Origin of the sequence: Nostoc sp. LEGE 06077 (assembly GCF_015207705.1) — a bacterium.
Lineage (GTDB): Bacteria > Cyanobacteriota > Cyanobacteriia > Cyanobacteriales > Nostocaceae > Nostoc_B.
The window spans coordinates 87,955-99,038 of record NZ_JADEWI010000015.1; the positions used below are offsets into that span (position 1 = coordinate 87,955).

General features: G+C 40.1%; 12 protein-coding genes. 7 read left to right on the forward strand and 5 right to left on the reverse strand.

The features are described from left to right. The first annotated feature begins 31 nt into the window (after positions 1–31). From IQ244_RS12885 to IQ244_RS12915, 7 genes are all read left to right on the forward strand, one after another. Positions 32–1,012, forward strand: a complete 981-nt coding sequence (locus IQ244_RS12885; RefSeq protein WP_193894539.1) for an aldo/keto reductase — start codon at positions 32–34, stop codon at positions 1,010–1,012. Between the two features lie 360 nt (positions 1,013–1,372). Continuing rightward, the gene (locus tag IQ244_RS12890; protein WP_193894540.1) at positions 1,373–1,963 is read left to right on the forward strand and encodes a TetR/AcrR family transcriptional regulator; all 591 of its coding nucleotides are present in this window, start codon (positions 1,373–1,375) and stop codon (positions 1,961–1,963) included. A gap of 24 nt (positions 1,964–1,987) precedes the next feature. Beyond that, the gene (locus IQ244_RS12895) at positions 1,988–3,274 is read left to right on the forward strand and encodes an ABC exporter membrane fusion protein (RefSeq protein WP_193894542.1); all 1,287 of its coding nucleotides are present in this window, start codon (positions 1,988–1,990) and stop codon (positions 3,272–3,274) included. Positions 3,275–3,338: 64 nt separating this feature from the next. After that, positions 3,339–3,674: a DUF2834 domain-containing protein gene (locus tag IQ244_RS12900; protein WP_193894544.1), complete on the forward strand. Its 336-nt coding sequence runs from the start codon at positions 3,339–3,341 to the stop codon at positions 3,672–3,674. A 19-nt stretch (positions 3,675–3,693) separates the two neighbouring features. After that, positions 3,694–4,860 (forward strand): ABC transporter permease DevC, encoded by a 1,167-nt coding sequence (gene devC, locus IQ244_RS12905; RefSeq protein ID WP_193894546.1) that lies wholly within the window; start codon positions 3,694–3,696, stop codon positions 4,858–4,860. A 13-nt stretch (positions 4,861–4,873) separates the two neighbouring features. Beyond that, positions 4,874–5,626 carry a DevA family ABC transporter ATP-binding protein gene (locus IQ244_RS12910; RefSeq protein ID WP_193894548.1) on the forward strand — a complete coding sequence of 251 codons (753 nt, stop codon included), beginning with the start codon at positions 4,874–4,876 and terminating at the stop codon, positions 5,624–5,626. A gap of 90 nt (positions 5,627–5,716) precedes the next feature. Further along, entirely contained in the window at positions 5,717–6,355 is a 639-nt protein-coding gene (locus tag IQ244_RS12915; RefSeq protein ID WP_193894550.1) for a MotA/TolQ/ExbB proton channel family protein, read from the forward strand. Between the two features lie 14 nt (positions 6,356–6,369). On the opposite strand, the gene IQ244_RS12920 is transcribed toward IQ244_RS12915, so the two are convergent. From IQ244_RS12920 to IQ244_RS12940, 5 genes are all read right to left on the reverse strand, one after another. Beyond that, positions 6,370–6,864 (reverse strand): DUF3368 domain-containing protein, encoded by a 495-nt coding sequence (locus IQ244_RS12920; protein WP_193894551.1) that lies wholly within the window; start codon positions 6,862–6,864, stop codon positions 6,370–6,372. Further along, positions 6,857–7,108: a UPF0175 family protein gene (locus IQ244_RS12925; RefSeq protein WP_193894553.1), complete on the reverse strand. Its 252-nt coding sequence runs from the start codon at positions 7,106–7,108 to the stop codon at positions 6,857–6,859. Before IQ244_RS12925 ends, IQ244_RS12920 begins: the two co-directional genes overlap by 8 nt. A 41-nt stretch (positions 7,109–7,149) precedes the next feature. Next, entirely contained in the window at positions 7,150–8,046 is an 897-nt protein-coding gene (rsmH, locus tag IQ244_RS12930; protein WP_193894558.1) for a 16S rRNA (cytosine(1402)-N(4))-methyltransferase RsmH, read from the reverse strand. 181 nt (positions 8,047–8,227) lie between these two features. Continuing rightward, positions 8,228–10,141: a M48 family metallopeptidase gene (locus tag IQ244_RS12935; protein ID WP_193894560.1), complete on the reverse strand. Its 1,914-nt coding sequence runs from the start codon at positions 10,139–10,141 to the stop codon at positions 8,228–8,230. A gap of 225 nt (positions 10,142–10,366) precedes the next feature. Further along, positions 10,367–11,065 (reverse strand): nuclear transport factor 2 family protein, encoded by a 699-nt coding sequence (locus tag IQ244_RS12940; protein ID WP_193894562.1) that lies wholly within the window; start codon positions 11,063–11,065, stop codon positions 10,367–10,369. Between the last annotated feature and the right edge of the window lie 19 nt (positions 11,066–11,084).

Below are 11,084 nucleotides of genomic sequence, written 5' to 3' on the forward strand. Positions count from 1 at the left end.
GTGTTTTGTTTAACCAGAAGGATATATTTTTGTGAAAACTCGAAAACTCGGCAAGCAAGGATTGGTAGTTTCTCAACTCGGACTTGGTTGTATGGGGATGTCTGAATTTTATAGTGGTCGTGATGAACAAGAAGCGATCGCCACTATTCATCGAGCCTTAGAACTGGGGTTGAATTTTCTCGATACTGCTGATATGTACGGGCCGTTTACCAATGAAAAATTAGTCGGCAAAGCAATTAAACAGCATCGTGATCAAGTAGTTTTAGCAACCAAATTTGGTAATGTTCGGACTGAAGATGGCGGTTGGAAAGGTGTTAACGGTAGCCCAGAATATGTTCATCAAGCTTGTGATGCTTCTCTGCAACGCTTGGGAGTTGAGGTTATTGATTTGTACTATCAGCATCGGGTTGACCCTAATGTGCCAATTGAAGACACTGTAGGCGCAATGGCAGAATTAGTCCAGCAAGGTAAAGTACGCTATTTAGGACTGTCTGAAGCGGCTCCTGCAACAATTAGACGGGCGCAAGCAGTTCATCCCATTAGCGCACTACAAACAGAGTACTCCCTCTGGAGTCGTGAACCTGAAGACGAAATTTTACCCACTGTCCGCGAACTGGGAATTGGATTTGTGGCTTACAGTCCACTAGGACGGGGATTTTTATCCGGTGCGATCACTAGCCCTGATGATTTGGCTGCTGATGACTATCGCCGTAATGCTCCCCGTTTTCAAGGTGATAATTTTTACAAAAATTTGCAATTAGTTGACCAAGTAAAAGCGATCGCCACAGAAAAAGGCGTAACACCCAGTCAACTTGCTCTAGCTTGGTTGTTAGCTCAAGGCGAAGATATTATTCCTATTCCTGGTACAAAACGCCGTGTTTATTTAGAAGAAAATATCGCCGCCACTGAGATTAATCTGACACCAGAAGATTTAAATCGCCTTGAAGCTGCGGCACCCAAAGGCATAACAGCAGGAGAACGCTACTCTGATATGAGTACTGTTAACCGTTAAGGAAAACAGCCCCAAAATCGTTAGTATGTTGGGTCGTTAAATGAGGCACAACATACTATTTGTGCAGCCTTTGAGCCTTGTAAGGCTACAATTTTACTTTTGTCTAACTGCATCTTTATTTCTCCTTGACAGGACTGATATTAAAGAATACATTAAGAAGTGTATACCAGTATAAATTTAGTAATTACAGCTAATAGTCTTCTTGCACTAAGCAATTCGCCTATTTCAACAACACTGCATCAGATTAGGAACGGTTCATTTTTTTTGGAGTAGTGCTTGTTTTGATGAACGTCTTGCCTAAGCATACCTTTGCTAGTAAATTATAAATAACGAGCGTTCGATATAAATAATAATTGACCCATGCCCAAGATTGTTGACCATGACCAATACCGCAAAGAACTTCTGTGCAAATGCTTTGATTTATTTGCTCAAAAAGGTTATGGCTCCGTTACTATGCGCCAGATTGCTCAAGGAATGGGGGTTTCAACGGGGACTTTGTATCACTACTTTTCTAGTAAAGAGGCGTTATTTGAACAATTAGTAGAAGAGATTTCGCAACAGGATGTAAGTGCAGCTTTAGCGGAATTAGAAGGGAAGGAAACTCTATCAGAAGCAATGGCAGCTTTAGGCAGATATCTCGTTAAGAACGAAGATTATTTTATTAAATGGACGTTTGTTTGGGTTGATTTTTGCCAGCACCAAGATTACAAGACAATGCGGCATCAGAGCAGTGTTTTTAAGGGTGCTAATCAGCGTTATCAACAAGCTGCCTGTAAGTTTCTGGGAGTTCAAGATCAAGTTTTAGCCTCTTTTGTCTTGAGCTTTATTAATGGGTTAATTCTGGAGAAATTATGTGGTAACGAAACAATTGATTTTGTTGAACAATGCGCTTTACTAGGAAAAATGTTGACTGTTTATTTGCAACAAAATATCACTAGTTCTGTTAATTAGATATTTCATTTTTTAGAGGGGATTATGGGACAAAATCTATTATTGAAACCAGCCAATAAAAAATTACTGGGTTTAGTCATTGCGGCTACTGCAATTACAGGTGGAATTGTAATTTATGGCATTTCCCAGTTTGGGGAAATTGGGCGAACTGCGTCTCAGGAACCGACAGTAACGACATCTGCACCAAAAGTCACAGCTTTAGGCAGACTAGAACCAGAAGCAGAAGTAATTAGCTTATCTGCACCATTGGTTTTAGATGGCGATCGCGTCCAGGAAATGCGTGTCCAAGAAGGTGATATTGTTCAACCTGGGCAGATAGTGGCAATTTTAGATTCACGCGATCGCTTAGAAACTGCGGTATTCCAATCTGAGAAACAAGTGCGTGTGGCTCAAGCCAAACTTGATCAAGTCAAAGCTGGTGCAAAAACTGGAGAAATTCTGGCACAACAAGCCAGCATCGAACGCTTACAAGCTCAATCTGTAGGAGATTCCATTGGACAACGAGAAGCGATCGCCCGCATCGAAGCCCAATGGGAAGGTGATAGAATCGCCCAAGCAGCCGCAATTAGAAGGCTAGAAGCAGAATTAAACAACGCCCAAGCCGAATATCAACGTTATCAAAAACTATATACCGAAGGCGCAATTTCTAACTCAGCCTTTGACAGTAAACGCCTGATTGTCGAGACAGCAAAACAACAACTAGACGAAGCCAACGCAATTTTGGCGCGAATTAACTCCACAGCCAGCAGACAACTAGCGGAAGCTAAAGTTTCCCTGGCGCGGCTGAACACCACGGGTAACAAGCAAGTCAGCGAAGCCAAAGCCACACTCACCAGTATTGCGGAAGTCCGCCCTGTGGATGTGCAAGCCGCCAGAATGGAAGTTGAAAATGCGATCGCCTCACTCAAACGCGCCCAAACTGACTTACAAGCAGCTTATATCAGAGCGCCAATGACCGGACAAATACTCAAGATTCATACAAGAGTTGGCGAAAAAATGAGTGATAACGGTATTGCAGACTTAGCGCAAACCCAACAGATGATTGCAGTTGCCGAAGTCTATCAAACAGATATCGGCAAAGTCAAACTCGGACAAACAGCAGTAGTAACTAGTCAAGCATTTAACGGTGAACTGCGCGGCGAAGTTTTCTACATTGGTTTACAGGTAAACCGCCAAAACGTTTTTAGCAACCAACCCGGAGAAAACTTAGATAGCCGAGTTGTGGAAGTGAAAATTCGCCTCAACCCTGAAGACAGTAAAAAAGTTGCAGGTTTCACTAACTTGCAAGTGCAAGCAGCAATTGAATTGTAATTTTGCTTGTTTTTCAAGAATAAATTTTTAAATTTCACCATCAACATTTTAGGTCAATTCAATTATGGTTAAAGCTACTTACATTGTCCTTTGTGTTATGGGAGCCATATTACCTTACTCACAGTTTGTCCCATTCTTATGGGAACATGGTCTTGACATAAAGCTGTTTTTTGAACAACTTTTTGTAAATAAAATTTCTGGCTTTTTCGGCATGGATGTTTTGGTTTCATCCTTTGTATTATGGCTATTCGTATATGCGGAAGGAACAAAGCTGAAAATGTCAAATCTTTGGATTTATATTGCCTGTAATCTTTTAGTAGGTGTTTCGTTAGGTCTTCCTTTATTTTTGTTAATGCGCCAGCGCCAGCTTGAACAGCGGATTGATACGGTGGGTTATTAAGAAGCGAATCTGTATGTATATGTTATCCAAACTATTCCTCAAAACGCCATTAGCATGGCGGCAATTATTAAAAGAAAAAACTCGCCTATTAGTAGCAGTTGCAGGTATTACCTTTGCCGATATGCTGATATTTATTCAGATGGGATTTGAAGGGGCGTTGTTTGATGCGGCGATCAAACCACATCGCAGTTTACAGGCAGATTTAGTATTAATTAATCCCCAATTTCAAACGTTATTTTCTGTTAAGAGCTTTTCGAGAGAGCGACTGTATCAAACATTAGGTTATGAAGGTGTACAGTCGGTGAATCCGGTTTACATCAGCACTGGACAATGGCGAAATCCTGAAACTCGCTTAGAACGCGCCATTTTAGTTTGGGGTATTGATCCAGCAAAATCTGCATTTAATTTTCCCGAAATTCAACAAAACCTAGACCCCATCAAACAATTGAATCAAGTGCTATTTGATCAAGCAGGTCGTCCAGAATACGGGGCTGTGGGGGAAATTTTTCAGAAAACAGGAAATTTTGCCACGGAATTGAACAATAAAAATGTCACTGTCAAGGGCGTTTTTAGTAATGGTGCGTCTTTTGCGGCGGATGGTAATGTTATCACCAGTGACTCTACTTTTTTACAAATCTTTCCCGAACGGAAACCAGACCGGATTGAGGTTGGATTAATTACTCTCAAACCAGATGCTAATCCCTTGCAAATACAAGCACAACTAGCTACTGGATTACCCAAAGATGTTATAGTTTTAACCCCAGAAGAATTTGCCCAAATCGAAAAATCCTACTGGTCTAACGGTACAGGGATTGGCTTTATTTTTGGGTTAGGTGTGGGAGTTGGTTTTATTGTTGGTATCGTCATTGTTTACCAAATTCTTTATTCCGACGTTTCTGATCATTTGCCAGAATATGCAACCTTAAAAGCGATGGGCTACACCGATCGCTATCTGTTGATAGTCTTATTCCAAGAAGCCTTATTTCTCGCTTTTTTAGGTTTTATTCCGGCATTTTTCTTGTCTATAGGTTTGTATCAACTCGCCTATACTGCCACTATGTTGCCCATCTTTATGAACTCACAACGGGCAATCACGGTGTTTATTTTAACAGTAATCATGTGTACAGGGTCTGGCGCGATCGCTATGCGTAAACTCAGTTCTGCTGATCCTGCGGATATTTTCTAACCATTAAAATTTTATGTTAAAAGAATCTCTGCCCGTAAATTCATCCGAACCATCTGCTAATTTAGAACCTGTCATTACAGTCCATCAATTGAATCATTACTTCGGGGAAGGTAGTTTAAAAAAACAGGTTTTATTTGATATTAATTTAAAGATTAACGCTGGGGAAATTGTCATTATGACTGGCCCCTCTGGTTCGGGTAAAACTACTTTGTTGACCTTATTAGGTGGGTTACGTTCTGCCCAAGAAGGCAGTTTAAAAATTTTAGGACAAGAAATATGTGGCGCTAGTAAAAGAAAACTCACAGTACTACGTCGTCAGATTGGCTATATTTTTCAGGCGCATAATTTGATGACATTTCTGACAGTAAAAGAAAATGTGCGAATGTCATTAGAATTGCATGATGAACATCTTAATGAAAATATGAATGCCAAAGCGATCGCCATGCTGGAAACAGTGGGCTTAGGCGAGCGTGTAAATTATTACCCAGAGAAACTTTCCGGCGGACAAAAACAACGGGTTGCGATCGCTCGTGCTTTAGTCAGTCATCCTAAAATTGTCTTAGCAGATGAACCCACAGCCGCCCTCGATAAAAAATCTGGACGCGACGTTGTGGAATTAATGCAAAAACTCGCCAAAGAACAAGGCTGTACAATTTTGCTAGTTACCCATGACAACCGGATTTTAGATATTGCCGATCGCATCATTTATATGGAAGATGGAATACTCAAAAGTGATGGTGTAGATGTAGCCACAAAAATGCACTAATTATTGGGTAGAAGTGTAGAGGAGAAAAACTAATGACAAATGACCAATGACAATTGACAATTAAAAATTGACAATTGACTCTTGACAAAAATGCAGATTAGTAATTTATTCGCGGCTGGTGGCGTGGTTATGTGGCCGCTGCTGGGGTTCTCTGTGTTAGCAGTGGCGCTGATTATTGAACGTGTTCTATTTTGGATCAGAATTACCAACCGACAAAATCGTATTGTCAAAGAAGTACTCAAGCTTTATCGTTCAGATAATGTAGTTGGTGCTTTAGATAAATTACAGCAAAATACAGATTTACCCATCGCCCGAATTTTTCTCGCAGCTTTAGAATTGGAAGAACCAAACCCAGAGGAATTTCGTTTGGCGCTAGAAAGTGAAGCACAAGCCGAAATACCCTTACTTAAACGCTTTCAAAACATTTTTGATACGATAATCGGACTTGCACCATTATTAGGTTTGTTGGGTACAGTTTTAGGATTAATTGCGTCCTTTGCTTCTTTAAATATTGGTGATGTGGGTGGTACAACAACAGTCGGTGTCACTGCGGGGATTAGTGAAGCTTTAGTATCCACCGCATCAGGATTAGTTGTGGCTATTTTCACCCTGTTGTTTGCAAACACCTTCCGCGGACTTTATCAGCGTCAACTTGCACGGATTCAGGAGTATGGCGGACAGTTAGAATTACTCTATCGTCGCCGTTATGAAAGAAGAGATAAGTTTTAATTATTAGCTAAAGATTATTCGAGTTCTCCAACATCTTTTAGAACTGCATCAATGAGGCTAGACCGAATATAAATTCCATTGGTGCGTAACTGCTCAATATATACTTTAACCTCAACAATTAAGCCTGCTTTTTTCGTCTTACGCAAAATTCCCAGCATACCAATTCGCCGAATTCCTAGACGTTCTGCAACTCTTCGGGCTTGAGCATCATCCAACAGTACAGTACTATCTGGGATGGACTGAGCTAGAGCAATGGCTTCAGCTTCTCCACGATCAACTAAGATTGATAATGGTTCTAATATCAACGTATCAGGGGTTTGAATTTCGATCCAAGTTAATTGGCTAACTGCTAGGGAACCAGGTAAGCCTAATCCTTGAACAGTTACTTCATCCCATACAGCCGGGGGAAGCAATATTCGTTGATACAGTTGAGGTAAAAGTTCGAGTTGCTCGATAATTGATAAAGAGATCAGAGGACTGCTATCAGCAACAATGGCAGAGTTAGTCATCACTCAATTCGTCAGCGATTTGATCATCATCAAGGTTAATCACAGGAACTTGTAAACGTCCTAGTTCGTACATAAACTGAGGTTTGCTCATACTGCAAAAAGCAGCGGCTTTACCGAGTGAGAGTCGCCGTAACTCAAATAGTTTAACAGCAAGCAAAAACGTGAGTTCTGCTTCTAAGGCTTGCGGCGATTTACCAGAGGTAATAAGTAAGTCATCAGGATATTGCAGGGAGAGGATGTGCATTGTTCCTAACTCGGTTTTTTATGTTAATTATGCTTGAATTTTCAGTTAACTCTTTCTGCTATTCTCAGTTTGGCAGAACGCGATCGCGGGTTATTGGCAATTTCCGATTCTTGTGCTGTGATTGGCTTTTTCGTAAGCACTCGCAGTAAGGGAGAATTACGTAAACTATGTTTAACTATGCGGTCTTCTAAACTATGAAAACTAATTACAGCAATTCTCCCACCAGGAACCAGGGCGTTTGGTGCTTTTTCTAAAAAAGTTTCTAAAGACTTTAACTCATCATTGACGACAATTCGCAAAGCTTGAAAGGCGCGGGTTGCTGGGTGAATTCTACCATAACGGTATTTGGGGGGAACAGCAGATGCGATCGCTTCAGCTAATCCTGTCGTCGTAGAAAACGGACGGCGTTCCACAATGCGTCTAGCAATACGTCGGGATAGTCGTTCTTCACCGTATTTAAAGAAAATATCTGCAAGTTCCCGTTCATCCCAGTCATTAATCACATCAGCCGCACTAAGTAAACCTTGCTTATCCATCCGCATATCTAAACTTGCAGTATGGCGAAAGCTAAAACCCCGTTCTGGAGTATCTAACTGATAAGAACTCACTCCTAAATCGGCGAGAATCCCGTTAAAAGTTGCTGTAGGAAACGGATAAACAGCAAAGTTACTTTTAATAAATTTTACACGTTCACCAAACTCAGCTAATTCTTTTCTAGCTGCGGCTAAAGCATCCTCATCTTGGTCAATAGCCGTTAACTGTACATCCGGCGCAGTTTGCAAAATTAAGCGACTGTGACCACCACCGCCTACAGTTGTATCCAGATAATGACCTCCCGCAGACACCGCTAAACCTGCAAGTACTTCTTGCGGTAACACAGGTAAATGAGAAAATATCTGTTCGTCGATAATCAGCGATGGGGAAGAATCAGAATTCATTAGACTTAGATAAAAAATCTGTAGTAGTTCTAAATCATTTGTGAAACTTTTCTTAGCGCCCTCTGCGCCCTTTGCGGTTCGTTAAAAATATGTTCACAAATAAAATAGAATTTCCCTACAATAGTACCATTTAATCTGGATAGAAATTTACTTCACGCAGAGGTCTGAATAACCAGAGTGATCATTTTTTGATTTTCTGTTGGTAAATTGCTGCGGCTGGTATTTGTTTGAATGTCTTCTCAAAATTGAGATTATTGTTCAAAACAAAGCAAAATACTCCCCCAGGTAATTCAACTTCTTTTAACAGAGCGTCAACAAGTTGCGCGTTGTCAGCGTCATGATTATTTTCCCAAAAGCTGAACTTGCGCATAACAGCCAAAACATAAAGTGGTTTTTCTGGGAAATATTGCACAACTTTTTGAACTAAGTAAGCAGTTGTGATATGTGGATAACGAGATAACTGCTGATGCAGCTTATTTATCTCTGCATTTGAGAGATTATGAGATTTAAAATTGTCACTTGCTTTTAAACTAGAACGTTCTTCCTGACCGCGTATGATCAAATCATAATGCTTTTCGGCACGCTCTTGATATAATTCGGCTCTATCATTTTGCCCATGTTTTTTCAGGAAGGAAAAAATTATCTGATAACCGTCAATGCCTATGTCTATATCTTGAGCGATCGCTCGTTCAATATGTTCAATTCCGCTGGCATCTTCTTGCTTTAATAATATTTGTCCCAGCAAATAATTGGCTGAAGCATGATTTTTATCTAAATTAATAACTTCTCGGAGTAATGGCACTACAGCTTCTTCACCTTCTAACTCAAATGTGAGCAATGCTCTTGTCGTCGCTTCTCCTAGAGATAACTGTTGTCTCTCAGCCTTAGCATTCAACTTATCTAATATAGCTAATGATTTTTGAACATCAGCGTATTTTTGTCGCCAAGGGGTTGCTATTTTTTCGCACCACGCTTGACTAAACTCATCTCTAAATTTTTCTAAGGAAGTACCTAAATATTCTTGAGCCGCACTGAGTCTGATTGGTGCAGAGACAGATAATTCTTCCTGAACACCGGGAGTAAATCCTAATGCTTTTAATCTATCTGTTAAGCAAGGGTGAGTATCGGCATTATCAGTTTTTTCAGCCAATGCTTGAGCTAAATAAATACTCGCTTCTTTCAGAGGTATTCCCTGATTTAAAGCTGTTTGCATGGCTGTATAACTTGTTTTTGGTGGTTCAACCTCTGTCTGTACTTGCTGATAAATATCAGACCAAAAGTAATTTTCTAAGAATCTAGCTTTTACCTTGACATTCATCAGGGTTTTAGCAGAATTTTCTACTCCTGCTATCTCAACAGCACATCTATCAGCTTCGTATTCATTCAAGCGTGCTAACACAAAAGAATAAGCATAAAAAAATGGAATGTACCACTCTAAAAATCGGTTAAACATAAACCATGATGATTCATTACCACCTTTTCCTAGTCCTTCTTCAATGCGATACCAAGTTATCCGTTGGCGATAAATCCAAGCACTGAAACGACTGTGATTTCCCGAAATATGTCCCATTTCATGAGCCAGAACAGCCCGAAATTGTTCAGGAGGTAATGCTAACATCAGCGGTAAACCCACAATCAGGTAATTTTGATACCAGCCAAATAAACCTAAGCGTGGTCTTTGGACTACACTGGCATTAAAATCTGTGGTGAGTAAGATGTGATGAAACTTTGGAGCCTGGAGTTTTGATGAGATGTCATCAACTAGGCAAAATAGGCTAGCTACATCTTTGCGGCGCAATGCTAACCCTGTGGGTGGGGGAAATGATACCCAAAGCGATCGCAGCAGTATAATAGCGATCGCTAGTAAAAAAATCACAGCTTTAACCGCTGCAGTCCCAAATGATGATTTAGTGGTAAGCATCAACCAGACAATACCTGCTAGTAATGTCATCGTTACAGCTATGATCAGTAATATATAGGCGTAGCCCAACACAGCCAAAAAAGCAACGTGCAATCTATAAATCGGCGGCTGTTGACTAGCAAAAGCTTCTAATCTCTGAATCAACCTATCAAAACGCTGTTGATCGAAAGCCATAGATGTATACTAGCTTGTTCAATTTGCAATATAACTGAGATAATATCTGCTTGACTTACGTAAAAATGCAGAAGTCTGGAGTCATTTATTCCTTGTTTCATTCTACGTAAACATATAATTCTCCTCAACGATATATTTGCCTGAATTTGGTGCCAATTTTTTAGGACAGGTACAATACCTGTCCTAAATGTTGACTAATTTAAAATTAAATTGTGTGTAGCATTCTTAGTTAGAGTTAGGAATATACGGTCTGTGTGATTTTTTAGATTGATTAGAAACATCAGAAGCAGAACGACTAGAAGCAGAAGTACTAGCTGTTGAAGACACTTCTGCTTCAGGAGAACCAGGAGAAGCAAGGTTTAAGAAATCGATAAGTGTCAGAACACGTTTACTAATTTTCCAGTTGCCATTTTGTTTGATAACTGTATCGACATAAGTCCCATTAGCAACATCAATACTAGTATCTGAAAGCTTATGAGTTGCATGAAGATAAGAAGACATCCTTGCTTGATTATTATTTTGGATGTTAACCCTTATCGAACCGAGTAAATGCTGAGTAGCTGTATATCCATTACCTTGAAATACGTCTGCGACGAAATCTGCCCAAGCATTTGCACCATACTTTGTTACACTAACGCCACTGGGAAAAATCGCAGTTATCTCAGCATCTCTAGTAAAACAATCGTCGTAAATATTTTTTCCTCCTAGAACATCACCGCGACCAATAGCATCAGTGCCATAGGCGTAACAAACAGCTAAGTCTTCAATTTCAGATTCTGTATTCGGTTGTGATGCACTTGCCACATCAAACTTGCTTCCTACTACCAGAACCATCACAACAGCCATTAAAATCAAGCTCAACCGCTTTACAAGTAATGAAAATAGATTTGATGCTACTTGCTTAATTTCTCTGCTTTTTTTCATGGAATTAACTGTTGATACC

Bases quoted from the DNA above. Each gene is read 5' to 3' on its own strand.
- rsmH (WP_193894558.1), bottom strand. From the start codon at position 8,046: ATGAATTCTGATTCTTCCCCATCGCTGATTATCGACGAACAGATATTT.
- devC (WP_193894546.1), top strand. From the start codon at position 3,694: ATGTTATCCAAACTATTCCTCAAAACGCCATTAGCATGGCGGCAATTA.
- IQ244_RS12890 (WP_193894540.1), top strand. From the start codon at position 1,373: ATGCCCAAGATTGTTGACCATGACCAATACCGCAAAGAACTTCTGTGC.
- IQ244_RS12935 (WP_193894560.1), bottom strand. From the start codon at position 10,141: ATGGCTTTCGATCAACAGCGTTTTGATAGGTTGATTCAGAGATTAGAA.
- IQ244_RS12940 (WP_193894562.1), bottom strand. From the start codon at position 11,065: ATGAAAAAAAGCAGAGAAATTAAGCAAGTAGCATCAAATCTATTTTCA.
- IQ244_RS12920 (WP_193894551.1), bottom strand. From the start codon at position 6,864: ATGACTAACTCTGCCATTGTTGCTGATAGCAGTCCTCTGATCTCTTTA.
- IQ244_RS12900 (WP_193894544.1), top strand. From the start codon at position 3,339: ATGGTTAAAGCTACTTACATTGTCCTTTGTGTTATGGGAGCCATATTA.
- IQ244_RS12925 (WP_193894553.1), bottom strand. From the start codon at position 7,108: ATGCACATCCTCTCCCTGCAATATCCTGATGACTTACTTATTACCTCT.
- IQ244_RS12895 (WP_193894542.1), top strand. From the start codon at position 1,988: ATGGGACAAAATCTATTATTGAAACCAGCCAATAAAAAATTACTGGGT.
- IQ244_RS12910 (WP_193894548.1), top strand. From the start codon at position 4,874: ATGTTAAAAGAATCTCTGCCCGTAAATTCATCCGAACCATCTGCTAAT.
- IQ244_RS12915 (WP_193894550.1), top strand. From the start codon at position 5,717: ATGCAGATTAGTAATTTATTCGCGGCTGGTGGCGTGGTTATGTGGCCG.